This is a genomic window from Comamonas sp. DB36, assembly GCF_057914905.1.
Map to the genome: position 1 here is coordinate 599,219 of NZ_CP196632.1, position 23,534 is coordinate 622,752.

Annotated in this window: 27 protein-coding genes; 13 read left to right on the forward strand and 14 right to left on the reverse strand. The window is 68.3% G+C overall.

The annotated features are described in order from the left end of the window. The first annotated feature begins 10 nt into the window (after positions 1 to 10). The 4 genes from edd (at position 11) to ACSVDO_RS23745 (ending at position 4,454) form a co-directional block, all read left to right on the forward strand. Positions 11 to 1,819 (forward strand): phosphogluconate dehydratase, encoded by a 1,809-nt coding sequence (gene edd, locus ACSVDO_RS23730; protein WP_489596750.1) that lies wholly within the window; start codon positions 11 to 13, stop codon positions 1,817 to 1,819. After that, the gene (gene eda, locus ACSVDO_RS23735; RefSeq protein WP_332547871.1) at positions 1,810 to 2,457 is read left to right on the forward strand and encodes a bifunctional 4-hydroxy-2-oxoglutarate aldolase/2-dehydro-3-deoxy-phosphogluconate aldolase; all 648 of its coding nucleotides are present in this window, start codon (positions 1,810 to 1,812) and stop codon (positions 2,455 to 2,457) included. Before edd ends, eda begins: the two co-directional genes overlap by 10 nt. Positions 2,458 to 2,589: 132 nt before the next feature. After that, complete coding sequence (locus ACSVDO_RS23740; RefSeq protein ID WP_489596752.1) at positions 2,590 to 3,567, forward strand: Bug family tripartite tricarboxylate transporter substrate binding protein; 978 nt, start codon at positions 2,590 to 2,592, stop codon at positions 3,565 to 3,567. Positions 3,568 to 3,647: 80 nt separating this feature from the next. Further along, a complete protein-coding gene (locus ACSVDO_RS23745; protein WP_489596754.1) occupies positions 3,648 to 4,454 on the forward strand; it encodes a transporter substrate-binding domain-containing protein in 807 nt (268 codons plus the stop codon). A gap of 27 nt (positions 4,455 to 4,481) precedes the next feature. On the opposite strand, the gene ACSVDO_RS23750 is transcribed toward ACSVDO_RS23745, so the two are convergent. From ACSVDO_RS23750 to ACSVDO_RS23760, 3 genes are all read right to left on the reverse strand, one after another. Continuing rightward, complete coding sequence (locus ACSVDO_RS23750) at positions 4,482 to 5,396, reverse strand: DMT family transporter (protein WP_489596755.1); 915 nt, start codon at positions 5,394 to 5,396, stop codon at positions 4,482 to 4,484. A 95-nt stretch (positions 5,397 to 5,491) separates the two neighbouring features. Continuing rightward, positions 5,492 to 6,436: a 2-hydroxyacid dehydrogenase gene (locus ACSVDO_RS23755; protein ID WP_489596756.1), complete on the reverse strand. Its 945-nt coding sequence runs from the start codon at positions 6,434 to 6,436 to the stop codon at positions 5,492 to 5,494. Further along, the gene (locus tag ACSVDO_RS23760; RefSeq protein WP_332536115.1) at positions 6,433 to 6,846 is read right to left on the reverse strand and encodes a VOC family protein; all 414 of its coding nucleotides are present in this window, start codon (positions 6,844 to 6,846) and stop codon (positions 6,433 to 6,435) included. The genes ACSVDO_RS23755 and ACSVDO_RS23760 overlap by 4 nt, the downstream gene beginning before the upstream one ends. A gap of 117 nt (positions 6,847 to 6,963) precedes the next feature. Here ACSVDO_RS23760 and ACSVDO_RS23765 point away from each other — a divergent pair, with 117 nt between their 5' ends. Continuing rightward, on the forward strand, positions 6,964 to 7,824 hold the full coding sequence (locus ACSVDO_RS23765) for a LysR substrate-binding domain-containing protein (protein WP_489596757.1): 861 nt from the start codon (positions 6,964 to 6,966) through the stop codon (positions 7,822 to 7,824). A 71-nt stretch (positions 7,825 to 7,895) separates the two neighbouring features. Beyond that, positions 7,896 to 8,324: a YciI family protein gene (locus ACSVDO_RS23770; protein WP_489596758.1), complete on the forward strand. Its 429-nt coding sequence runs from the start codon at positions 7,896 to 7,898 to the stop codon at positions 8,322 to 8,324. A 9-nt stretch (positions 8,325 to 8,333) separates the two neighbouring features. Here ACSVDO_RS23770 and ACSVDO_RS23775 read toward each other — a convergent pair whose 3' ends face one another. The 3 genes from ACSVDO_RS23775 to ACSVDO_RS23785 all read right to left on the reverse strand — a co-directional run bounded on the left by ACSVDO_RS23775 (position 8,334) and on the right by ACSVDO_RS23785 (position 9,813). Then, positions 8,334 to 8,696 carry a VOC family protein gene (locus tag ACSVDO_RS23775; protein ID WP_332536121.1) on the reverse strand — a complete coding sequence of 121 codons (363 nt, stop codon included), beginning with the start codon at positions 8,694 to 8,696 and terminating at the stop codon, positions 8,334 to 8,336. Between the two features lie 72 nt (positions 8,697 to 8,768). Beyond that, positions 8,769 to 9,356: an NAD(P)H-dependent oxidoreductase gene (locus tag ACSVDO_RS23780; protein WP_489596759.1), complete on the reverse strand. Its 588-nt coding sequence runs from the start codon at positions 9,354 to 9,356 to the stop codon at positions 8,769 to 8,771. Between the two features lie 73 nt (positions 9,357 to 9,429). Then, positions 9,430 to 9,813, reverse strand: a complete 384-nt coding sequence (locus tag ACSVDO_RS23785; RefSeq protein WP_489596760.1) for a MerR family transcriptional regulator — start codon at positions 9,811 to 9,813, stop codon at positions 9,430 to 9,432. Between the two features lie 232 nt (positions 9,814 to 10,045). Here ACSVDO_RS23785 and ACSVDO_RS23790 point away from each other — a divergent pair, with 232 nt between their 5' ends. Together ACSVDO_RS23790 and ACSVDO_RS23795 are read left to right on the forward strand one after the other, a co-directional pair. Continuing rightward, positions 10,046 to 10,219 (forward strand): hypothetical protein, encoded by a 174-nt coding sequence (locus ACSVDO_RS23790; protein WP_489596761.1) that lies wholly within the window; start codon positions 10,046 to 10,048, stop codon positions 10,217 to 10,219. A 51-nt stretch (positions 10,220 to 10,270) separates the two neighbouring features. After that, positions 10,271 to 10,819, forward strand: coding sequence for a flavin reductase family protein (locus ACSVDO_RS23795; RefSeq protein WP_489596762.1), 549 nt, complete (start codon positions 10,271 to 10,273; stop codon positions 10,817 to 10,819). A 57-nt stretch (positions 10,820 to 10,876) separates the two neighbouring features. On the opposite strand, the gene ACSVDO_RS23800 is transcribed toward ACSVDO_RS23795, so the two are convergent. The 4 genes from ACSVDO_RS23800 to ACSVDO_RS23815 form a co-directional block, all read right to left on the reverse strand. After that, on the reverse strand, positions 10,877 to 11,245 hold the full coding sequence (locus ACSVDO_RS23800) for a hypothetical protein (RefSeq protein ID WP_332547876.1): 369 nt from the start codon (positions 11,243 to 11,245) through the stop codon (positions 10,877 to 10,879). Then, positions 11,242 to 11,877, reverse strand: a complete 636-nt coding sequence (locus ACSVDO_RS23805) for an oxidoreductase (protein WP_489596764.1) — start codon at positions 11,875 to 11,877, stop codon at positions 11,242 to 11,244. The genes ACSVDO_RS23800 and ACSVDO_RS23805 overlap by 4 nt, the downstream gene beginning before the upstream one ends. 91 nt (positions 11,878 to 11,968) lie before the next feature. Continuing rightward, positions 11,969 to 12,949 carry an alpha/beta hydrolase gene (locus ACSVDO_RS23810; protein WP_489596765.1) on the reverse strand — a complete coding sequence of 327 codons (981 nt, stop codon included), beginning with the start codon at positions 12,947 to 12,949 and terminating at the stop codon, positions 11,969 to 11,971. Beyond that, positions 12,946 to 13,929 (reverse strand): Bug family tripartite tricarboxylate transporter substrate binding protein, encoded by a 984-nt coding sequence (locus ACSVDO_RS23815; protein WP_332536131.1) that lies wholly within the window; start codon positions 13,927 to 13,929, stop codon positions 12,946 to 12,948. The genes ACSVDO_RS23810 and ACSVDO_RS23815 overlap by 4 nt, the downstream gene beginning before the upstream one ends. A 96-nt stretch (positions 13,930 to 14,025) precedes the next feature. On the opposite strand from ACSVDO_RS23815, the gene ACSVDO_RS23820 reads away from it, so the two are divergent. Continuing rightward, a complete protein-coding gene (locus ACSVDO_RS23820) occupies positions 14,026 to 14,985 on the forward strand; it encodes a LysR family transcriptional regulator (protein WP_489596767.1) in 960 nt (319 codons plus the stop codon). A gap of 27 nt (positions 14,986 to 15,012) precedes the next feature. Next, the gene (locus ACSVDO_RS23825; RefSeq protein WP_489596768.1) at positions 15,013 to 15,939 is read left to right on the forward strand and encodes a LysR family transcriptional regulator; all 927 of its coding nucleotides are present in this window, start codon (positions 15,013 to 15,015) and stop codon (positions 15,937 to 15,939) included. On the opposite strand, the gene ACSVDO_RS23830 is transcribed toward ACSVDO_RS23825, so the two are convergent. The 4 genes from ACSVDO_RS23830 to ACSVDO_RS23845 form a co-directional block, all read right to left on the reverse strand. After that, on the reverse strand, positions 15,930 to 16,925 hold the full coding sequence (locus ACSVDO_RS23830) for a D-2-hydroxyacid dehydrogenase (protein ID WP_489596769.1): 996 nt from the start codon (positions 16,923 to 16,925) through the stop codon (positions 15,930 to 15,932). The two genes, ACSVDO_RS23825 and ACSVDO_RS23830, sit on opposite strands and share 10 nt — an antisense overlap. 13 nt (positions 16,926 to 16,938) lie before the next feature. Next, the gene (locus ACSVDO_RS23835; protein WP_442881460.1) at positions 16,939 to 17,952 is read right to left on the reverse strand and encodes a Bug family tripartite tricarboxylate transporter substrate binding protein; all 1,014 of its coding nucleotides are present in this window, start codon (positions 17,950 to 17,952) and stop codon (positions 16,939 to 16,941) included. 173 nt (positions 17,953 to 18,125) lie between these two features. Beyond that, positions 18,126 to 18,920, reverse strand: a complete 795-nt coding sequence (locus ACSVDO_RS23840) for a class II aldolase/adducin family protein (RefSeq protein WP_332536137.1) — start codon at positions 18,918 to 18,920, stop codon at positions 18,126 to 18,128. 143 nt (positions 18,921 to 19,063) lie between these two features. Beyond that, positions 19,064 to 20,110 carry a LacI family DNA-binding transcriptional regulator gene (locus tag ACSVDO_RS23845; RefSeq protein ID WP_332536139.1) on the reverse strand — a complete coding sequence of 349 codons (1,047 nt, stop codon included), beginning with the start codon at positions 20,108 to 20,110 and terminating at the stop codon, positions 19,064 to 19,066. A 138-nt stretch (positions 20,111 to 20,248) separates the two neighbouring features. On the opposite strand from ACSVDO_RS23845, the gene ACSVDO_RS23850 reads away from it, so the two are divergent. From ACSVDO_RS23850 to ACSVDO_RS23860, 3 genes are read left to right on the forward strand one after another with little or no spacing between them, the layout of a single operon-like run. Further along, the gene (locus ACSVDO_RS23850; RefSeq protein ID WP_489596770.1) at positions 20,249 to 21,235 is read left to right on the forward strand and encodes a Bug family tripartite tricarboxylate transporter substrate binding protein; all 987 of its coding nucleotides are present in this window, start codon (positions 20,249 to 20,251) and stop codon (positions 21,233 to 21,235) included. Continuing rightward, entirely contained in the window at positions 21,232 to 22,050 is an 819-nt protein-coding gene (locus ACSVDO_RS23855; RefSeq protein ID WP_442881461.1) for an HpcH/HpaI aldolase family protein, read from the forward strand. The genes ACSVDO_RS23850 and ACSVDO_RS23855 overlap by 4 nt, the downstream gene beginning before the upstream one ends. 14 nt (positions 22,051 to 22,064) lie before the next feature. Next, positions 22,065 to 23,489 carry an FAD-binding oxidoreductase gene (locus ACSVDO_RS23860; protein WP_489596771.1) on the forward strand — a complete coding sequence of 475 codons (1,425 nt, stop codon included), beginning with the start codon at positions 22,065 to 22,067 and terminating at the stop codon, positions 23,487 to 23,489. The last annotated feature ends 45 nt before the right edge of the window (positions 23,490 to 23,534 follow it).

Here is a 23,534-nt window from a genome sequence, read left to right on the forward strand (position 1 = left end):
AATTTTCCGCATGACACTGAACGCCACCGTCGAAGCGGTCACGCGCCGCATACGCGAGCGCAGCGCGCCCGAGCGCGGCGCCTATCTGCAGCGCCTGCAGGCCCTGGCCCGGCGCCCGCCGGGCGCGCAGCGCCTGGGCTGCGCCAATGTCGCCCATGCGTTTGCCGGCCTGCCCGGCAACGACAAGCTGCGCATCGTTGCCGAGCGCGCGCCTAACATAGGCATAGTCACCGCCTACAACGACGTGCTGTCGGCGCATGCGCCGCTGCAGCACTACCCCGAACTGCTCAAGGACGAAGCGCGCCGCAACGGCGCCACGGCCCAGGTCGCGGGCGGCGTGCCCGCGATGTGCGACGGCGTGACCCAAGGCACGCCGGGCATGGAGCTGAGCCTGTTCAGCCGCGACGTGATTGCCATGGCGACGGCGGTGTCGCTGAGCCACGATGTGTTTGATTCGGCGCTGCTGCTGGGCGTGTGCGACAAGATCGTTCCCGGCCTGCTGATAGGCGCGCTGCAGTTCGGCCATCTGCCCACGGTCTTCGTTCCCGCGGGGCCCATGACTTCGGGCCTGTCGAACAACGCCAAGGCCAAGGTGCGCGAGCAGGCGGCGCAAGGCCTGGTCGGGCGCGAGGAACTACTGGCCGCGGAATCGGCGGCCTACCACGGCGAAGGCACCTGCACCTTCTACGGCACGGCCAACAGCAACCAGATGCTGCTCGAAGCCATGGGCCTGCATGTGCCGGGAACGGCCTTTGTGAACCCCGGCCAGGCGCTGCGCCAGGAGCTCACGCGCGAAGCCGCGCGCACATTGTTGCAGCCGGGCTGCGCGCCGATAGGCGAAGTCGTCGACGAGCGCTGCATCGTCAACGCCATGGTCGCGCTGCTGGCCACGGGCGGCTCGACCAACCACCTGATCCACTGGGTCGCGGTGGCGCGCGCGGCCGGCATCACCATCGACTGGAATGATTTTTCCGAACTGTCGGGCGTGGTGCCGCTGCTGGCGCGCGTCTATCCGAACGGCAGCGCCGATGTCAACCATTTCCAGGCCGCGGGCGGTCCGGGCTATGTGATTCGCGAGCTGCTGGACGCGGGCCTGATGCATGACGACGTGCTGACCGTGCGCCCCGGCGGCATCCGCGAGTTCACGCGCCTGCCCCAGGGCGACGCGGATCACCGGCTGCACTGGGCCGAGATCGGCGCCAGCCTCGACGACAGCGTGCTGCGGCCGGTGGCCGCGCCGTTCAGCGCCACCGGCGGCCTGAAGCTGCTGCACGGCAATCTGGGGCGCAGCGTGATCAAGGTCTCGGCCGTGCCCGAGGAGCGCCATGTGATCGAGGCGCCGGCGCGGGTGTTCGGCTCGCAGGCCGAACTGCAGGCGGCTTTTCAGGCCGGCGAACTCGACCGCGACGTGGTCTGCGTGGTGCGCTGGCAGGGCCCGCAGGCCAACGGCATGCCCGAACTGCACAAGCTCACGCCGCCGCTGGCCGTGCTGCAGGGCAAGGGCTTTCAGGTGGCGCTGGTGACCGACGGCCGCATGAGCGGCGCCTCGGGCAAGGTGCCCGCGGCCATTCATGTGTCGCCCGAAGCCTGCGCGGGCGGCCCGCTGGCGCGCGTGCTTGACGGCGACATCGTGCGCCTTGATGCGGTGGCCGGAACGCTTGACGTGCTGGTCGACGCCGCCGAGTGGAATGCGCGCACGCCGGCGCAGATTCCCGCGGCCCAGGCGCTGGACAATACCTTCGGCTTCGGCCGTGAACTGTTTGCCGGTTTCCGGCGCAATGCGCTCAGCGCGGAAGAGGGAGCCTGCTCGTGGCTGTAGACAACACAATATTGAGCGCGCGCGCGGTGATGCGCGACGCGCCCGTGATTCCGGTGATCGTGCTGCATGACGTGGCGCATGCCGTGCCCATGGCGCGCGCGCTGGTCGCGGGCGGCATCCGCATGCTCGAAGTCACGCTGCGCACGCCGCAGGCGCTGGCCTGCATCGAGGCCATTGCGCGCGCCGTGCCTGAAGCCGTGGTCGGCGCGGGCACGGTGCGCAGTGCCGAGGACGCTGCCGCGGCAGCGAACGCAGGCGCGCGCTTTGCCGTCAGTCCCGGCTATACCCAGGCCGTGGGCGAAGCCTGCCGGGCCAACGGCTTGCCGCTGCTGCCCGGCGTGGCCACGGCCAGCGAGATCATGGCCGCGCAGGCCGATGGCTTCGATGCGCTCAAGTTCTTCCCCGCGCTGCAGTCGGGCGGCAGCGCTATGCTCAAGGCCTGGGCCGGCCCGTTTGGCGATGTGCTGTTCTGCCCCACGGGCGGCATACAGCCGGGCAATGCCGCGGAGTTCCTGGCGCTGGCCAACGTGGCCTGCGTGGGCGGCTCCTGGCTGGTGCCGGCCGATGCGCTGGCCCAGGGCGACTGGGCGCGCATCACCACGCTCGCACGGCAGGCAAGCCAGTTGAAAAACGGCTGAGGCGTTTTCCTGTCAACCGGGTAAACCTGGGGTTGGGGCGGTGCGGCGGCACTAGCAGCTATGCAAAAAACAGCGCCCTGCGGCATGCTGCGGGGCCTACGATTTGCGGCCCGCAACCCTTGAGGAAATCCCGTGACACCTACCCGCCGCCGCATCGGCCAATTCATCGCCCTCACGCCGCTGCTCGCCCTGCCTTTTGCCGCGCTGGCGCAGAACTATCCGAGCAAGCCGATTACCGTGGTCGTGCCCTACGCTCCCGGCGGCGGCGTCGACATCGTGACGCGCATCGTCGCCCAGGAACTGGGCGGCGCGCTGGGCCAGACCGTGATTGTCGACAACAAGCCCGGCGCCTCGACCAACATCGGCATGGCCGCCGTGGCCAAGGCGCCGGCCGACGGCTATACGCTGCTCACGGCCTCGCCCACGCTGGCCAGCAATGCCGCGCTGTTCAAGAAGCTCAGCTTCAATCCCGCCGAGGACTTCACGGCCATAGGCAAGATTGGCTATGCGCCGCTGGTCATCGTGGTGCCGGCAAACTCGCCGTTCAAGTCGCTCAAGGAGTTGATTGACGGCAGCAAGCGCGAAAAGAGCGAGCTGTCGTACGGCTCGGCCGGCAACGGCAGCTCGGGCCATCTGGCCAGCGAACTGCTGATCCAGCAAACCGGCCTCAAGGCCATCCATATTCCCTACAAGGGCGGCAGCCCGGCGATCACCGACCTGATAGGCGGGCGGGTCTCGTTCATGTCCATCAATCCGCTGGAAGTGATTTCCCACATCCAGTCGGGCTCGCTGCGGGCCCTGGCGGTCTACGGCAGCAAGCCCACGGACACGCTGCCGTCCCTGCCCACGACCCAGTCGCTGGGCTGGCCCAAGCTCGACGCCACGGTCTGGTGGGGCCTGGTCGGCCCGCGCAACCTGCCGCCCGAGGTGGTGCAGCGCCTCAACGGCGAACTGCAAAAAGTGCTGGCGCGCAAGGACGTGCAGGACAAGCTGGCCGCGCGCGGCGCGATTGTCGACAGCGGCTCGGCGCAGAAATTCGCCGACTTCAGCAAGTCGGAAATCGTCAAATGGGGCCAGGTCATCAAGGACGCCGGCATTCTGGCTGATTGATCTGCGCTGACTGAAGCCAGCGGCAAGGTCTGGCCTTGCCGTTTTTTTGCGCCGTCCGACAGAACAACAAGGAGACAGAAATGATATTGCGCCCCTGGATTGCCATTGCCCTCACCGCCGCGCTGCTGACGGGCTGCGCCGTCGCGCCCCAGCCGCCGCAGACCAGCGCCTCGGTCGCGCAGGCCCAGCCGATACTTGCGCCCACGGGAACGTTGCGCGTCGGCGTCTATCCCGGCAGCCCCACGTCCCTGATAGAAAAGCCCCAGGGTGGGCTGTCGGGCGTCTCCTATGAGATGGGAACGCTGCTGGCCGCGCAGCTGAACGTTCCGGTGCGCGTCGTGAAGTTCGAGCGCATCGCCCATGTGATCGATGCGATCAAGGCGGGCGAGGTCGACTTCACCGTCACCAACGCCTCTGCGGCCCGGGCCCAGGTGGTGGCATTCACCGCGCCCGTGATAGCGCTGGAACTGGGCTATCTCGCGGCGCGCGACGGCAAGATCCAAAGCATCGATGCGGTCGATGTGCCCGGCGCGGTGATTGGCGTGTCACGCGGCAGTTCTTCGCTGGCGGCATTGAGCGGGCAGTTGAAGCAGGCACGGCTGGTGCAGTTCGACGCGCTGGCCGCTGCCGCGGACGCATTGCGCCAGGGTCAGATCGATGCCTTTGCCACCAACAAGGGGATTTTGTTCGAGCTGGCCGAGAAAGTGCCCTCGGCAAGCGTGCTGCAAGGGCGCTGGGGCCTGGAGCACATGGCCGTGGCCGTCCCCAAGGGCCGCGAAGCCGCGCTGCCGTCCCTGGAGGCGTTCGCGAACCGTCTGCAGCAGGACGGCGGTCTGGCGCGCATCGTCGCGAACTCGGGACTGCGCGGGACGGTGGCGGTGAAGTGAAGGGCTGCGCCTGTCCCGGCCCCGGTATCAGGGCGTGGCGGGCGTGCGCGCCAGCCACCGCGGCCGCAGTTCGCTGGCAAGAATCCCGGCAACAATGAAGGCCGCGCCCAGCAGCGCCGTTGCCGGCAGGCGGTCGCCCGCAATGCGGCCTATGATTCCGGCCCAGATCGGGTCGGTGGCGTAGATCAGCGTGGCCCGGGTCGGCGACACCGATTGCTGGGCCCAGTTCATGGTCAGATGGATCAGTGCGCTGACCAGGCCCAGTCCGACGGCGCTGGCGACCAGCAGCCAGGAAAAGCCAGGAACGGCCTCGCCGGCCAGCGGCATGGCCGCCAACGCGCACAGCCCTGCGACCAGCAGCTGAATGGCCGTCACGCGCTGCACGTTGACCTGGCCGGCGTATTTGCCTATCAGCAGGATTTCCAGCGCAATCACCACCGCGCCCGCAATGGTCGCGGCCTCGCCCACGCCCAGCGCAAACCCCGCCGCCACGCCGGGATTGCTGACCAGCAGCAGCCCGATGAAGGCCAGGCCGATTCCCAGCCAGGCCATGGGATGGGGCGCGCGGCCCGTGAGCAGCCACTGCAGCAGCGGCACGGCTGGCACATACAGCGCCGTGAGAAACGCCGACTTGCTGGCCTCTATGCTCTGCAAGCCCTGGCCCAGCAGCGCGTAGGCAACGCAGATCGAGGCGCCGATCGCGCTGCCGGCAAGAATCTCGGCCTGGGTGATGCCGGCCATCAGCCGGCGAAAGACCAGCATCGTGACCAGGCCCGCGACCACAAAGCGCAGGCCGACAAAGAACAGCGGCCCGCTGTGCGCCATGGCCGCGTGCATCACGAAGAAGGTGCCGCCCCACAGCACAGTCACGCCCAGCAGCGCCGCTTCCTGGCGCGAAAAATGGCGGAAAAAGGCGTTCCGCGACCAGAAGTTGAGCAGCATAGTGGGCGCGATTGTAGGGGCGGCGCGAGGCCTTATCGCGCCGTCGATCGCGGTATCCCAGCGGGCGCCGGGGCCAATGCCCGGGCTGCCGGTTTTCAGTAGCGCCGCTGCTTGTCGACCCGCGCGGGCAGGGCGCCGGTTTCGCGGTAGCGGCGCACATTTGCCGCGACAATCGCCGCCGCTGTACGGCGGTTGGTCGGCGCCGAAATATGCGGCAGCACGCTCACCTGGGGGTGCTGCCACTGCCATTGCGCCGCGGGCAGGGGCTCCGCACGGAACACATCGAGCACGGCGTGCGCGAGCTTCCCCGAGTCCAGTGCCGCGCGCAAGGCGTTGTCGTCGATGATGGCGCCGCGCGCGAAGTTGATCAGCGCGGCCCCGGGTTTGAGCTGCGCGAGTGCGCGCGCGTCCAGCATGTCCCGGGTTTCGGGCGTCAGCGGCAGCAGGCACACCAGGATATCGGCGCCGGCCAGCAGCGCGGGCAGCTGCGCATCGCCCGCAAAGCACTGCACGCCCGGCACGGCCTTGCGGCTGCGGCTCCAGCCCGAGACCTGAAAGCCTGCGGCCAGCAGCCGCGCGGCGCTGGCCATGCCCAGTTCGCCCAGGCCCAGCAGCGCCACCGTCTTGTCCTGCGGGCGCACATAGTCGTGCTCCAGCCATTGGCTGGCGGCCTGCTGGCGCGCATAGCGCGGCATGTCGCGGTGCAGATAAAGCGTCCAGGCCAGCACGGCTTCGGCCATGGTCTCGGCGAGCTGTGGGTCCACCAGGCGCACGATCTCCACCGGGCTGTGCTGCAGGTCCTCGACCAGCCGCTCCACGCCGGCCCAGAGGCTGTGCACCCATTTCAATTGCGGCAGCATCGCGAGTTCACGCGGGTCGGGATTGGCGACGATCGCCAGTTCGCACTCCGCGCGCTGCGCGGCCTCGAGCGCATCGAGCGCCACGATGTGCTCCTGCGGCATCGCGGCCTGCAGCGCCGCCAGCCAGGGCGCGGCAAACGCGTAGTCAGGCGCGCAGATGAAGGGAATCGCGGAACTCACTGCGCGTAGACCTTGTCGAGGTCGCGAAAGCCCTTGACCTCGATGGGATTGCCGCAGGGGTCGAGAAAGAACATGGTGGCCTGCTCGCCGGGCTCGCCTTCGAAGCGGATATGCGGCTTGAGCACGAACGCCATGTTCTGCGCCGTCAGGCGCGCGGCCAGTGCCTGCCAGTCGTCCATGGCCATCACCAGGCCCAGATGCGGCATGGGCACCATGTGGTCGCCGACGCGGCCGGTATTGGTCACGGCAAACGGCTCGCCCAGATGCAGCGAGATCTGGTGGCCGAAGAAGTCGAAGTCGACCCAGGTGTCGGTGCTGCGGCCTTCCTCGCAGCCGAGCATGCCGCCGTAGAAGGCGCGCGCCTGGTCGAGGTCACGGACGTGGTAGGCAAGATGAAAGCAGGTACGCATGGGAAAACTCACTCTGTATGTGGGGCCGCCAAGGCGGGAATCGTCAGGCAAGCGAGCTTAGCGGGCATACTTCAAAAGACATAGCCAATAATGTTTTGCAGAGCAAAAGGATTTGTTTTGGAGATTCGTTATCTCAAGAGCCTGATCGCCGTGGTCGACAGTGGCTCGATTGCCGAAGCCGCGCGCAGCGAGCATCTGACGGCCGCGGCCATAGGCCAGCGCGTGCAGGTGCTCGAGCGCGAGCTGGGTTTCGCGCTGCTGTCACGCAGCGGCCACAGCGCCCAGCCCACCCAGGCCTGCACGCTGCTGCTGCCGCGCGCGCGCCGGCTGGTGCGCGAAGCCGCGCTGCTGCAAGCCGATGCCAGCGTGGACGGCCTGCGCGGCACTTTGCGCATAGGCGCGGTCTCGACCGTGCTCACGGGCCTGCTGCCGCGCGCGCTGCGCGCGTTCAGCCAGGCCGCGCCCGGCGCCAAGGCGCAGATCGTCCCCGGCACGTCACGCGAGCTGTTTCGCCTGCTGCAGACTGGCGAGATCGATGCGGCCCTGATTGTCGAGCCGCCTTTTGCACTGCCCAGGATGCTGCGCGCCGTGCATCTGCGCCAGGAACCGCTGGTGCTGCTCGCGCCGCCAGGCACGCGCGCCGGCCCCGAGACCTTGTTGCGCGAGCTGCCTTATATCCGCTACGACCCCAATGCCTGGGGCGGTCGCCATGCCGCGGCCTGGCTTGCCGACCATGCGATCGCGCCGACCGTGCTGTGCGATCTCGATGCGCTCGAAGCGATCGCCATGCTGGTCGCCGACGGCATGGGCGTGAGTCTGGTGCCGCAATGGATGGGAATAGAACGCTTTGCGGGGGCCTGTCTCAACGCTCCGATGGCAGGTGCGGCCTATGCGCGCCAGATCGTGATGGTCCGGGCCGTGGACGCCGACAGCGCGCAGATGCTGGCGGTGCTGGAGGCCGCACTCGGTGGGGCATAGGGGGTGGCGTTGCGCCCTTGAGGCCGCTAGAGTGGAATCTTGCCGTTCATGTTCCCGTCAAGGAGATCAACATGCGTTTCATGGTGATGGTCAAAGCAACGAAAGACAGCGAAGCCGGCGTGATGCCCACGCCCGAGGAGTTCGCGGCAATGGGTGCCTTCAACGAGCAGCTCATCAAGGCGGGCGTGATGGAGGCGGGCGAAGGCCTGCACCCGAGCGCGCGTGGCGCGCGTGTCGCGTTCTCGGGCCAGGACCGGCGGGTCATCCAGGGCCCGTTTGCCGCAACCAGCGAGCTGGTCGCGGGCTTCTGGATCTGGAATTGCGCTTCGCTGCAGGAGGCCGTGGAATGGGTCAGGAAATGTCCCAACCCTATGCGCAGCGATTCGGAAATCGAGATCCGGCAGATCTTCGCGCCCGAGGACTTCGGCGCAGCGCTCACGCCCGAGCTGCGCGCGCAGGAAGAGCGCCAGCGCCAGGCAATCGAATCACGCGCGCCCTGAGCCCGACGGTCAGGCGCGAAATTGCCGGCTGGAGACGCTGACCGAATTGCCGTCCGGGTCCTTGGTGTTGGCAAACGCGTAGCCGTTTGCCTGGTGGATGGCGCCGAAAGCCAGTCCTGCCGAGGCGGCGCTGGCGACGAACTGCGCTACATCCGGCACCGAAAAGCTCAGCTTGATGGCCGCGCTGCCCAGCTTGAGGCTCTTGGCGGCCTGGTGAATCAGTATTTCCGCGCCGCCCTGCGCGGGCTTGAGCTCGATCAGGCCTTCGCTGACTTCTCCCGTCGTCAGATAGCCGAAATGCGTGCGGTAGAAATGCGCGCTGCGCTGCATGTCTTTGGCGTAGAGGATGATGGTGGCAAGGGCGATGGTCATGGGAGCCGTAGCGATGTAAGAGTGCAGCCGCGAGTATGCCTGCGCATGGCCGCGGCAGAAGGCTCAGCCGTGCTATCGCCCGCCGGCGCGCAGACCCAGGGCCCGCGCCTGCGCGATCCAGCCGGCGCGGGCGGCCTCGCTGGAGCGCACCACGGGCCCGAAGCTGTGTACCCGCACCGGCCGTATGCCACTGAATTCAAGAATGGTCTTCTTCATCTGCCGGTGGCCCGGCTGGCGCTGCACCCAGCGGTAGTACCAGGGCGGTGAGTCCATGGTCACCAGCAGTTCGGCGCTGCGCCCGGCCAGCAGCCTGTCCCACAGCGCCGAGTGGGGGCGGTACTTGAACGCAAAGCCCGGCAGGAAGACGCGGTCCAGAAAGCCCTTGAGCAGCGCGGGCAGGCCGCCCCACCAGATGGGATAGACCCAGACCAGATGCCCGGCCCAGGCGATGTCGGCCTGCGCGGCCTGCAGCGCCGGCTCCAGCGGCTGGATCGCGCGGTAGCCCTGGTGCAGTATGGGATCGAAGTCCAGATCGCCCAGCGCGAGAAAGCGCACTTCGGCGCCGGCGGCGCTGGCGCCGTCGCGGTAGGCCTGGGCCATGGCGGCGCTCAGGCTGTGGGCGGACGGTTGTCCGAGAATGACGAGAATGCGTGGCGCCACGGGAAAATCCTTGCAGAAAGCGTTGGGGTCCGAAGACCAGGGCGCCATCTTCGATCTGCCCCGCGGGGCAGAGTCAAGCGGTCTGCAGGCAATCCGCGGCCAGCGCGGCGCTGTCGGCCGCACACAGCCGCAGCTCCTGCTGCAGATCCTGCAGCTGGGCGTCCAATGCCTGCAGGCGCTGCAGCTCGCGCGAGACCGCGGCGCGGCGCTCGCCGACCAGCGCGGCCACCGGCTCCCAGCCGCCCGGCGCATGCACCGCCTGCAAGGCGCCCAGCTGCGCGAGCTGAAAGCCCAGGGCCTGGGCCTGGCGTATCAGCAGCACCACGGCCAGATCGCGCTCGCCGTACTGCCGGTAGCTGCCGCTGCGCTCGACTGCGCCCAGCAGGCCGCGGCTTTCGTACAGCCGTACCGCCTTGGGGCTGCAGCCGGCGCGGCGCGCGAGTTCTCCTATACGCATATGCAATGGATGTCCGTTGATGAAGGTCGGCGATTATCGCCTTGCCCACCCGGGAGGCGCGAGAGAGCGCCGCAAGCCTGCTGCTCCGTCCTTGGGCGCGCAAACCCGGTTGGCGCCACCACGGCCGGCCATGGCCGCACGGCTCCCGGGTTTGACAAGACGTAAGCGGCGTCCCTTCTTACGCGCCCGCGGCGCCCGCATGGCCACACTGAAGGCCAAAGGATTTCACACCATGAGCCTGCACGCACAGACCATTCCCAACCAGCCGGCGATTGAGCCGCTGCCCGATCAGCCCGCGCAGCCAGAGCCACCGTCCTTGCCGCCCGAAATTCCCGTGCCCACCGACCCGCCCCTGGGCACGCCGCCGCTGGAAGTGCCGCCCGAACAGGCGCCGCAACATACCTGAATCAGGCATGGCGATGCGACTGCTTGGCCGGGAAAGATACCGCTGCCCTTGATGGTGAAGAAGCACGATTTCGCTGTCGATCAGGTGCGGCGCTTTCTCGAGCCCGGTCCCGTGGTGCTGCTGTCCTCGCGCTGGGGCGAGCAGACCGACATCATGACCATGGGCTGGCACACGGTGATGGAATTTTCGCCTTCGCTGGTCGGCTGCGTGATTGCCAGCGCCAACCACAGCCACGAACTGGTCAGGCAAAGCCGTGAATGCGTGATCAATCTGCCGACCACTAGGCTCACGGACGTGGTGGCGAAAATCGGCAACAGTTCGGGCGCCGAGATCGACAAGTTCCTGGAATTTGGCCTCACGGCCGAGCGCGCGCATGTGGTGTCTGCGCCCATGATTGGCGAATGCCATGCAAGCTTCGAGTGCCGGCTGTTTGACGATGCGCTGGTCGAGCGCTACGACTTCTTTGTTTTCGAGGTGGTCAAGGCCCATGTGGCGCGCTCGCCGCGGCATCCGCAGACCTTGCACTACACCGGTGACGGCGTCTTCATGCTGGCTGGCAAGACCATCAGCCGCAAGGCCTTGTTCACCAAGGTCAGCTGAGGCGCCACGGCGTGTCTGCCTGCACCGCGGCAGCAGGCGGGCTGCCGGGGACGTCTTTCAAAAGCACGATTGCTGGGTGATGCGCGCGCCCACCGCATACACCTTGCCGGTGGCGGGATCGAGGTTGAAGACCACATAGCGGCGCTGCGGGCAGATCAGTTCGGCCGAAGACTTGTTGCATTGCAGGATGTCGGTCTTGCGCACCACGCCATCCTTTTGCACCGAGCGGTTCCTGTCGGGCTGCTGCTCGCAGCTGTAGCCCTTTTGCATGGCCGCGGCCCTGGCCTCTTCCAGCGTGAAGCCCTCGGCATGCAGCTCCTGCGCCTCTTTGGCATGGTGTTTCTCGGAAACCCGGGTCAAAGCGCAGCCGCCGAGTGCCAAGGCGCTGCCCAGCAGCAGGCTGATGTGAAGAAGATGTCTTTTCATGCGATGAGGGTTTCGGCGGGAAGAACATGCACGCCGGCGCGGGCCTGCAGGGCGGCATCGAGCATGGCGCGCGCAATGGTCTGCGCCGGGCAGATGCGCCAGCGCCGCGGCAGCAGCGGCCCCAATGCCGTGAGCGCCGCGATGGCCGCGCGCTCGGCGGGCCGGCGTTCGTTGCGTTCGCCGCCTATCAGGCCGGGGCGAGCATAGGTGAGCGAGGCAAAACCCCGTTGCGCCAGCGCCAGCTCGAGTTCGCCCTTGACGCGGTTGTAGAAAAAGCGCGACTGCGCATTTGCGCCGCTCGCGGAATTCAGCACATAGGTGGGCGTGCCATGGGCGTGCGCGCAGCGCGCCACGGCCAGCGGGTAGTCGTGGTCCACCTTGCGAAACGCGGCCTGCGAGCCCGCGGCTTTCATCGTCGTGCCCAGCGCGCAGACCACGGCGTCGGCCTGCCACCAGGGGGCATCTTCGGGCAGCGCGTCATAGTCGACCACGGGTGCCAGCAGCTTGGGGTGCGCCGTGGACAGGGCGCGGCGCACGGGAGCGATCACCTGGGTGATGCGCGCGTCGGCCAGGGCCAGGCGCAGCAGATGGCTGCCGACCAGGCCGGTCGCGCCGGCAAGCAGAAGTTTCATTGGCTTTCCTTTGGAGCGGGCCATGGCTGGCCAGGATGCCATCATGCAACGTCCGCGCCGCATGCGGGGCCAAATGCGCTGTCAGGCGCGTTTAACTCTTGAGCCTGCGCGCCAGCCAGTCATGCACCAGGTCGGCGATGTCCAGCTGGTTGCGGTCCATCATCAGCATATGCGAATTGCCGCGCATGCCCAGATCGGGCAGCGACAGGATTTCGACCGACGCATGGCGCGCGGCAAAGGCTTCGATGCGCGCGCGCATCGCGGGCCAGCGCGCGTCGCCGTCGATGCGGTCGCCCAGGATGATCAGCGTGGGCACGCCATAGTCCTGGTCCTGGGCCGAAGGCGGCGGCACGGCCGCGGGCTCGAGCGCCACCACGGCGCGCACCCGGTCGGGCCGGCGCCGGGCCATGGTCAGGCCGAACATGCCGCCCTGCGAATGGCAGACCACGACACTGGGCGCAAGGCGCTCGAGCAGCGCCTGGTAGGCGTCGAGAATCACGGCGTCGGTATGCGCCCAGCGCGGCACCAGCTGGCGCACCAGCGCCTCGAAGGCCTCCGCCGGAAACTGGCTTTCGGCAAAGGCCTGGCACGCGGCGTCGGCCAGCGCCACGCCTTCGAGCGATTCCCCCAGGCGAAAGCGCGCAAACACCGCTTCGGCGGTCTGCGACAGCGGCGCGCCCCAGAGCTGGCGCGGCGCATAGCCCGCGCGCCCGCGCTCGGCCGCGTCGCACAGGTAGGTATCCCAGCCGCGGCGCACGAAGTAGTGCAGCCAGCCGGGGCGGCCGTCGGGCGTGGTCTCCCAGCAGGCGCCGGTCAGCCCGCCGCCATGCCACAGCTGCAGCGGCGTGGTGCTCGCCGGCGCCTGGGGCAGGAAGTACTGGGCGTACATCTGGCCCACCCAGTAGCTGCCGTTGGGGTCCAGCAGCACGGGCTCGCCGCCCGCGGCCAGCACTTCGCGCGTGCTGGCCTGCCCTTGCAATTGCACGGCCTGGCCGCCCACATGGAAAGCGCCCATGTCGCGCAGGTTCAGCGGGCCGGCGCGGCCGGGGCGGGTGTCGAAGTCGTGCGTCATTCGGGCTTGATCGCGTTCTTGCGTATCACTTCAGCCCAGGAGGTGGTCTCGGCTGCGAGAAAGCGCTTGAGCGCCGCGGGCGTGCCGGGCGCGGCAACCAGGCCCAGTTCCTCGAGGCGCTTGCCCAGCGCCGGGTCCTGCAGCGCCTGGTTGATCGCCTGGTTGAGCGTCTTGACCGCGCCCGCGGGCGTTCCGGCCGGCGCCAGCACGCCAAACCAGGGCGTGATCAGGAAATCGGGCAGGCCGGCTTCGGCAAAGGTGGGCACATCGGGCACGGCCGCGGCGCGTGCCTTGCTGGCCACGGCCAGCGCGCGCAGCTTGCCGGCGCGAATGCTTTGCAGCGAAGCGGGCAGGTTGTCGAAATACATGTCGACCTGGCCGCCCAGCAGGTCGGCCGCGACCTGGCCCGCGCCCTTGTACGGTACATGGGCGATGTCGATATGGGCGCGGTTGCGCAGCAGCACCAGCGCCAGATGCGCCGAGCCGCCCACGCCCGACGAGGCCGCGTTGAGCTTGTCGGGATGGGCCTTGGCGTAGGCAATCAGCTCCTTGAGGCTCCTGGCCGGAACGCCGGGGTGCACCACCAGCACGCTGGGCACGGTGCCCAGCATCGCCACCGGCTCGAAGTCGCGCGCCAGATCGAAAGGCGCGGGCGTGTAAAGCGACGGCGAGACCGCGCAGCTGAACGCGCAGACCAGCAGCGTATAGCCGTCGGCCGGCGACTTGGCGGCCGACTGCGCGCCGATGTTGCCGCCCGCGCCGGCGCGGTTCTCGACCAGCACGGGCTGGCCCAGCGACTTGCCCACATGCTCGCCGATGATGCGGCTGAGAATATCGGGCGTGCCGCCCGGTGGAAAGGGCACGACCAGCCGTATCGGCTTGGCGGGGTAGGTCTGGGCGGCGGCGGGCAGGGCGGTGAGCGTCGCCAGCGCGGTCAATGCGGCGCAGGACAGCTGGCGCAGGATGCGGGGAAGGGCCATTTGTTGTCTCCGTTATTCAAGCAAGGCCTGACTGTAGAAGCGCGGGCCTGCGCGCGTCCAATCATGATTTGCCAAGTTGCCCATATCATTTCGGGTATGGATGAAGAATTATCGGCGCTGCGCCGCCTGGACCTGAACCTGCTGCTGACCTTCGACACGCTGATGGCCACGCGCAGCGCCACGCAGACCGCGCACGCCTTGCACAAGACCCAGCCCGGCGTGAGCCGCGATCTGGCCAAGCTGCGCCATGTGCTGGGCGATGCGCTGCTGGTCGCGGTGCGCGGGCGCTTTGTGCCCACCGAGCGCGCGCTGGCGCTGCATGCGGCCGTGCGCCCCGCCTTGCTGAGCCTGGGCCAGGCGCTTGCCGTGGCCGAGACCTTCGATGCCGCCCAGGCCGAAGGCGTGGTCGACATCGGCATTGCCGCGCATTTCGAGCTGCTGCTTGCCGGCCCGCTGCTGCAGCGCCTGGCGCAGCGCGCGCCGCGCGTCGTGCCCAAGCTCCATCCCGTGCACGGCGAGTTCGATCCCGCGGATCTGGACGCCGAGCGCCAGGACATCGCCATCGGCCTGTTTGCCGAAGTGCCCGCGCGCTTCAGCGAAAAACCGCTGTTTCGCGACGAACGCGTGGCCGTGATGGGCCCGCAGCACCCGCTGGCCGGGCGCAGGCAGCTGTCGCTGGACGACCTGGAAAGCATTCGCTGGTTTGCCTATACGCAGATGCATGGCCGGCGCACCAACTTCGATCGCGCGCTCAAGGGCACGCAGCGGCGCATGGAGTTCTCGGCCTATATTTCGGGCTTCGGCCACAGCCCGCATGTGCTGATGGAAAGCGACTACGCCACCACCATGCCGGCGTTTGCCGCGGCGCTGCACCGGCGCCACTTTCCACTGGTCACCTGCCGCCTGCCCCAGCCGCTGCGCGAGATCACCTTCCGCATGGCCTGGCCCAGGCGCCAGGATGCGTCGCCGCTGCACCGCTGGGTGCGCGCCGAAATCAGCCAGCTGGTCGCCGGCCATATCGAAAGCGGCCTGCTCAAGCCGCCGCCGCGCGCCTGACGCCGGCTTCACACAAGGACACAGGCCATGGAAATCAGGCAACTGCGCTACTTCATCAAGATCTGCGAGCTCGGCAGCATGGGGCGCGCGGCGATCGAGCTCGATGTGGTGACCTCGGCGCTGAGCCAGCAGATCAGCCGGCTCGAAAGCGAGCTGTCGACACGGCTGCTGCAGCGCTCGCCCGCGGGCGTCATTCCCACCGAAGCCGGCACGGCCTTCATGCACCACGCCCAGCTGGCGCTGCGCAACATCGACAATGCCGCACAGGCGGCCAGGCACGCGCGGCTTTCGGGCCAGGTCAGCGTGGGCTTTGCGCCGACCACGGCCTCGGTGCTGGGTCTGCCGTTCCAGAAAGTGATGCGCGAGCGCTACCCCGACATCCGCCTGCACCTGGTCGAAGCGCTGTCGGGCAATCTCGCGGCCATGCTCAACGCGCGGCGAATCGACCTGGGCATCATCTTCAAGGCCGATGCCCACCGCCACTGGCATACGTCGCCGCTGCTCGAGGAAAAGCTGTTTCTCGTCGCCGCGCCCACGGTCAAGGGCCTGGCGCCCGGAGAGCGCATTTTTCTTTCCGAGCTCGCCGATGTGCCGCTGGTGCTGCCCAGCGCGCCGCACGGCCTGCGCGCGCTCGTGGACGCGGGCTTCATGCGCGCCAATGTGATTCCCGACATCGCGCTCGAAGTCGACGGCCTTGCAATGTTGATGGATACCGTCATGGACGGCCAGTTGGCGTCGATTCAACCCGGCGCCGCAACCACGCGCCATGCGGGCGCGGGACTGTTGCACATGGAGATCGCCGACGAAGGCATGGCCAGGCAGAACCTGCTGGCCAGCCTGTCCGACGAGGACCTGTCGCCCGCAGGCCTGGCGGCGCGCGTGGTGATTGCCGAAGTGGTGCGCACGACGGTGCGCGACGGGCGCTGGAAAGGCGCGCAGCTGTATCAGCCCTGAGCAGCCGGGCCCGGCGGAGCCTGCAACTGGCCCCGCGCATAGCGCCGCAGATTGTCCAGAAAGATCTTCACCACGCGCTGGGCATTGCCCGCCGAGAAGCCCGCGCTGTGGGGTGTGGCCAGCACCTGGGGCAGGGTCCACAGCGGCGAATCCTGGGCCAGCGGCTCATGGGCGAACACATCGAGATAGGCGCCCGCCAGATGGCCGCCCTGCAGCGCGGCGATCAGCGCGGCTTCGTCGACCACATCGCCGCGCGCCACATTGATCAGGCCCGCGCCCGCAGGCAGGGCGCGCAGCGCCGCGGCGTCGATCAGATGCTGGGTGCGCGGCGTCAGCGGGCAGGCCAGCACCAGCCAGTCGCTGCGCGGCAGCAGCCGGGCGATGTCTTCGTAGGCGCAGCAGGCAAAGCCCTGGGCCGTGGGCGCGGCGCTGCTGCGCACCACCTGGATCTGCAGGCCCACGGCCTGGAGAATGCGGGCGATGGCCTGGCCGATCTCGCCCCAGCCGACAATGGTCGCGGTCTGGCCGTGGATGTCGGGCGGCAGCGCCCGATGGATCAGCGGCGACCATTCGCCGCGGCGCTGGGCCGCGATCAGTTCGGGAAACCGGCGGCCCAGCGCCAGCAGTCCCGCGACCGCGGTTTGCGCCACCACTTCGGCATTGCTGCCCGCCGAGGTGCTGAGCATGACGCCCTTTTGCTGCAGCTGCATGTAGATCGCGCGGTCCATGCCGGCCGAATGCACCTGCACCCAGCGCAGACCCGGTGCCGCGGCCATCGCGTCGTAGAAGCGCTGGGTTTCGGCGAAGACCTCGTGCTTGGTCGACAGTCCGGTGACATCGCGCGAGACAAAGGCGATTTCCGCGGCCCGCGCCGCGCCGTCGTCGGGCGTGACCAGCACATGGGCGCGGCCGTCGAGCGCCTGGGCAATGTCCGCGCCATGCTGGGCGCGTGCCGCCGCCGAGACAAGAATGCAAAGGGGAGTCATGCGAAGTCTTCCATCAGTCCACCGAGGCGCCCGAGTCCCTGACGATCTTCTGCCACTTGACGAACTCGCGCTGGGTCATGCGCGCGAACTGCTCGGGCGTGCCGCCCACCGGGTCCGCGCCTTCGCGCACCATCTGGTCATTGAGCTGGGGCAGGATGGCGTTGACCTCCTTGTTGATCAGCTGCACCACCTCGGGCGACACGCCCTTGGGCGCGAAGAAGCCGAACCACGAGCCGGCCTCGAAGCCCGGAACGCGGCTGGACACCGTGGGCACCTTGGGCAGGGCGCGCGAAGCCTGGCTGCTGGACACGGCGAGCGCCTTGAGCTTGCCCGCATGGATATGCGAGACCACCGAAGGAATGGTGGCAAACATGAACTGCAGCCGGCCCGCGAGCAGGTCGTTGAGCGCGTTCGCGCCCTTGTACGGAATGTGCAAGGCCTCGACGCCCAGGTTCTGCATCAGCATGAAGCTCGACAGATGCGACGAAGTGCCCACGCCCGTGGAGCCATAGTTGAAGTCGGCCGGACGCGTTTTGGCATAGGCGAGGAATTCATCGAAGGTGTTGGCCGGCACCGACGGGTGGACCACCAGCACATTGGGCACGTCGGCAATCTGCACGATGGGAACGAGGTCCTTGAGCGGGTCGTAACTCATCTTCTTGTAAAGCGACTGATTGACCGAGATGGGGCCTACCGAGTTGACGATCAGCGTATAGCCGTCGGGCGCGGCGCGCACCACAGACTCGGTGCCGATATTGCCGCCGCCGCCCGGGCGGTTCTCGATGATGAACGACTGCCCCAGCTTTTCTCCGAGCTTCTGCGAGACGCTGCGCGCCAGCAGATCGGTGGTGCCGCCCGCGGTGAAGGCGACGATGATTTTCACGGGCTTGGCGGGGTAGGCCGCGGTCTGTGCCTGGCTGGCGAGCGGCATGAGCCAGGCCAGTGCCAGGCCGGTGCACAGCGCGCGGCGCGGGGCGCGCAGGGGAGGGAGGCGAACGCCGGCGGTGTGATCGGGTGCGGGTTTCATGGGTTTGTCTCCTTGTTGTGAATTTTTCTGGCCTGCGCTTCGAGGCGCAGCGCAGCCGCCGGCAATGCAGCGGCTCAGCAGGGGTGCATAGGCAGACTCCTGGTGCGGAGGGGGGCAGCGGGCGCGGCGCCCGCGGCACCCGCGGCACCCGCGGCACCTGCTAAGGACCGGTCTCAGAGCCGGTAGCTCGGGTCCAGTCGATCGAGCTTGCGCAGCAGCGCCGGCCATTCCATGAGTCCGTAGGGGCGGCGCGTTCCGGGCTGGTAGTTGTTCCAGGTTTCCTCGAGCACGGCGGGCGCGACGGCGACGAACGGCGTGTTGCAGGCCATGGCCGCGAGCTGGGCGCGGCAGGCGAGTTCGAGTCTGTGCATCCAGTTGAAGGCTTCGCCCACCGAGCGGCCCACGGTCATCGCGCCGTGGTTGCGCAGGATCAGGGCCTCGCCCTGGCCCAGGTCGCGGATGATGGACGCCTGCTCGTCGAGGTTGAGCACCACGCCCTGGTAGTCGTGGTAACCGATCTTCAGAAAGCGCATCGCGGTCTGCGTCAGCGGCAGCAGGCCGCATTCCAGCGACGAAACCGCCATCGAGGCCCAGCTGTGGGTATGGATCACGCAGTCGACTTCGGGGCGCGCGCCGTGCACCGCGCTGTGGATCACATAGCCGGCCTTGTTGACGCCATAGTTCAACGCGCCGAAGTCGGGCGTGGACAGCACGTTGCCGTCGTGGTCGACCTTGATCAGACTGGAGGCCGTGATCTCCTCGTACATCATTCCATAGGCGTTGATCAGGAAGGCTCCGTCTTCGCCGGGTACGCGCGCCGAAATGTGATTGGCCATCATGTCGGCCATGCCGTAGTGCTCGACCAGCCGGTAGCAGGCCGCGAGGTCTACACGTGCCTGCCATTCGGCGGCCGAGCAGCGCTCGCGCATGGAGGGAATGTTCAGCGGCTGGAAGTCGGGGGAAGTCATCGGGGTCTCCTGGGTTTTGTCATCGCAGGCCTGGGGCCGGGCTGCAGCGCGGCTGAAGGCGTGGGAGGACTGTAGGCAGGGACCGGGCGCGCGCATAGTCTGCCAAGCGCACCCCCTCTTCACTTTGCGTGAAGGGCAGGCTTTCAGTTGTGGCGCGCGCGCGCCGCCGCTGGCGCGCGCGTGCTGGCGCGCGCAATCACTTCGAAGCCCACGTCCTGTGCGGGCGGCACGCTGTCGCCGCGCATGCGCGCGATCAGCGCCGCCGCGCCCAGGCGGCCGATATAGGCGCCGTCCACTTTCACCGTGGACAGCGCGGGAATCGCATCGGCGGCCAGCGCCTGGTCGCCAAAGCCCAGCACGCCCAGCTGCCGCGGCACCTGCAGCCCCAGCGCATGGGCCTGGGCGAGCACGCCCTGGGCGAGCGCGTCCGAACTGCAGAACACCGCATCGGCGTCGGGCGCCTGGGCCAGCAGCGCGCGCAAGGCCTCGCGCCCGCGGCCGGCCTGGGGGCTGTCTTCGGGGAACACGATTTCCGCCGGCGCCGGCGCGCCGCTTTCCGCCGCGGCGCGCGCAAAGCCCAGCGCGCGCCGCTGGGCGCGGCTGTCGTCGGAGCGCAGGACTGCGGGCCGCTGGTAGCCGCAGGCCGCCAGATGGCGAAACGCGGCCCGGCCCGCGTCTTCCTGCGAGAAGCCGATGATCACGTCCAGCGGATGGGGCGTGTAGTCCCACAGTTCCACCACCGGAATGTCGGCGTTGAGCAGCAGGCGCCGGGTGCGCGCCGTGTGCTCGGTGCCGGTCAGCACAACGCCTTCGGGCCGGCGGCTGAGCATCGCCGCCAGCCAGGTTTCCTCGTGCTCGGGGTCGTAGCGTGAAATGCCCAGCGTGGTTTCATAGCGCTCGCTGGCCAGGCCCGTGACCAGGGCGTCGAGCATGTCGGAAAACAGCGAATGCCCCATCGAGGGCACGATGGCCGCGACCAGGCGTGTCTGGCGTGAGGTCAGCCCGCCGGCCAGCGAGTTGGACACATAGCCCGACTGTTCCACGGCCTGGGCCACGCGTGCGCGCGTCGCCTCGGCCACGAGTTCGGGCCGCTGCAGCGCGCGCGAGGCCGTGATCGGCGACACGCCGGCCAGGCGCGCGAGGTCCTTGAGCGTGGGTGCGGAGGAGGGGCGCGTAGGGCGTTGGGGCATGTTGCTATGGTTGAAATGATTGCCTTGTCATGATAACCATGATGGCCAGCATTTCTGGTTGGTTGCGAATCGGTGAACGTCCCGATGAACCATTGGGCGAAAGCGTGAATGATTGCGCAATCATTTTCGGAGACATCGATGGACAGATCCCTTCCTGACCGCCGCGCCGCCCTGACGGGACTGCTGGCTCTTGCTGTTGCGCCGCTGGCGGCCCAGGCCCAGCCGGCCTATCCCAGCAAGCCCATCACGCTGGTGATTCCGTTTCCCCCGGGCGGCCAGACCGATGTGCTCGGCCGGCTGTTCGGCGAGCGCCTTGGGCAGCGTCTGGGCCAGCCCGTGGTGGTGGAAAACCGCGCTGGAGTCAACGGCTCGCTGGCCTCCGAAGCCGTGGCGCGCGCCAAGCCCGACGGCTATACGCTGGTCATCGGCGGTCCGGGAACGCATGCGATCAACCAGCTCGTCAACCCCAACGTCAAGTACGACACGCGCAAGGACTTCACGCACATCGCCATGCTCAGCCGCGTGCCCATGCTGCTGCTGGCCTCGCCCGAGCTCAAGGCGGGAACGATCGCCGAACTCGTGGCCCTGGCCAAGTCCCGGCCCGGCAGCCTGAATGTCGCGCTGACCGGAATCGGCTCGTCCAGCCACATGACCACGGAGCTGTTCAAGCAGACGACAAAGACTTCCCTGAACGGCATTCCCTACAAGGGCGACATGCCGGCAATGACCGACCTGATAGGCAGCCAGGCCGATCTGCTGTTCGTTCCCGCGACTTCGGCGCTGCCCTTCGTGCAGGGCGGCAAGCTGCGCGCGCTGGCCGTGGCCGGCAGCCAGCGGCTGGCGAGCCTGCCCGCGGTGCCGACCATGGCCGAGGCGGGTCAGCCGCGCGTCGTCAATTATTCCTGGACCAGCCTCGCGGGCCCCGCGGGCATGCCCGCCGACATCGTGCAAAAGCTCAACAAGGCCTGCCAGGAGATTCTGGCCCAGCCCGACGTGATCGCGCGCATGACCACCATGAGCAACGAGCCCACGCCCGGAACCCCGGAGCAGGCCGCAGGCTTCATTGCCGCCGAAGTCGCGCGCTGGACCGACGTGGTGAAGACCGGAAACATACGCATCGAGTGAACATGCTGCAGACCAACCATTTCAAACATGCGCTGCGCGCAGGCCAGGCCCAGATCGGCGTCTGGTCGACGATTCCCTCGCCCTATATCAGCGAACTCATTGCGGGCGCAGGCTACGACTGGATGCTGCTCGACACCGAGCATACCCCTGCCGATGTTCCGCAGATGCTGCAGCAGCTGCAGGCCGTGGCCGCGGCCCAGCCCGCGCCCGATGCGCTGCCCACGCAGGCCGTGGTGCGGCCCGCGTGGAATGACCCGGTGCTGATCAAGCGCTATCTGGACATAGGCGCGCAGACGCTGCTGCTGCCTTTCGTGCAGAACGCGCAGGAAGCCCAGGCCGCCGTGGACGCGATGCGCTACCCGCCGCACGGCATACGCGGCATGGGCGGCTCCACGCGCGCCGCCAACTTCGGCCGCACCACCGACTATGTGGCGCGCGCGGCCGACGAGCTGTGCCTGCTGGTGCAGGTGGAGACCGGCGAGGCGCTGGATCAGATAGAAGCGATCGCTGCCGTGGACGGCGTCGATGGCATTTTCATAGGCCCGGCCGACCTGTCGGCCAGCCTCGGCTACCCGGGCCAGACGCGCCATCCGGAAGTCAGCCGCGCGATCGACGACGCGATCCGCCGGATACGCGCCTGCGGCAAGGCACCTGGCATTCTGATGGTCGACGAAGCGCGCGCGCGCGAATGCCTGGCGCTGGGCGCGCAGTTCGTCGCCGTGGTGCTCGACACGCTGGTGCTGCGCGACGGTCTGGACGCGACGGCGCGGCGCTTTGGCGGTGCGGCCGCCGAAGCGCCGGTCAGCAGCTATTGAGCGGAGACAAACGCATGACTTTCGATTCTGTGTCCTGGCTGGAGCAGGCGCGCGCGCTGATCGGTCCGGCCCATGTGCTCAGCGAAGCGGGCGGCGACGATGTCTCGCCCCATACCCGCGACTGGCGCGGCAAGTTCCAGGGCCGGGCGCTGGCCGTGCTGCGCCCGGGAAGCACGGCTGAAGTGCAGGCGCTGGTGCGGCTTGCCGCGCGCACGGGCGTGGCGCTGGTGCCCCAGGGCGGCAATACCGGCCTGTGCGGCGCATCGGTGCCCACGGCCGACGGCCTGCAGGCGGTGCTGCAGCTGGGCCGGCTGAACCGCGTGCGCGAGATCGACGCCGAGAACAATACCGCCACCGTCGAGGCCGGCTGCATACTGCAGACGCTGCAGGAACAGGCCGCGGCCGCGGGCCGGCTGTTTCCGCTGTCGCTGGGCGCCGAAGGCTCGTGCCAGATCGGCGGCAACATCGCCACCAATGCGGGCGGCGTGCAGGTGCTGCGCTACGGCAATATGCGCGAGCTGGTGCTGGGCCTCGAAGTGGTGCTGCCCGATGGCGAATGCCTGGACCTGCTGCGCGGACTGCGCAAGGACAACACCGGCTACGACCTCAAGCAGCTGTTCATAGGCGCAGAAGGCACGCTGGGCATCATCACCGCGGCCACGGTCAAGCTGTTTGCCGCGCCCGGCGCGCAAGCCGTGGCTTTCGCCGGCGTGTCGTCCATTGCCCAGGCCGTGCGCCTGCTGGGCGCGCTGCGCGGCCATCTGGGCGAGCGCTTCACGGCTTTCGAGCTGATCTCCGGCCCGGCGGTGGCGCTGGTGCGCCAGTACTTTCCCGAAACCCCGGCGCCGCTTTCCGGCGACTGGCCCTGGTATGTGCTGATGGAAGCCGCCGACGGCGGCAGCGACGAAGTGCTGCGCGAGGCGCTGCAGACCGCGCTCATGGCCTGCCTCGAAGACGGCTGCCTCGAAGACGTTGCGCTGGCCGGCAACCTGGCCCAGGCACAGACGCTGTGGACGCTGCGCGAGAACATCACCCATGCGCAGCAGCTGGACGGCAGCAACATCAAGCACGATGTCTCGCTGCCGATCTCGCGCATTGCGGGCTTTGTCGAACAGATGCTGGCGCAGCTGCCGCAGGCATTTGCGGGCGCGCGGCCCATCGTCTACGGCCATCTGGGCGACGGCAACCTGCATTTCAACGTCAGCGCGCCGCCGGGCGTCGCGCCCGACGCCTGGCAGCGCCAGACCGAGGCCGTCAACCAGCTGCTGCACGACGCCGTGGTCGCGCTGCGCGGCAGCATCAGCGCCGAGCACGGCATAGGCCAGCTCAAGCGCGATGAAATGGCGCTGTACAAGACCGCGGCCGAACTGGCCGTGATGCGCCGCATCAAGCAGGCGCTGGACCCGCAAGGCCTGATGAATCCCGGCAAGGTGCTCTAGCCTCACGCACCGCCTGCCTTTTTTACAAGCGGCCCGCGCCATGCG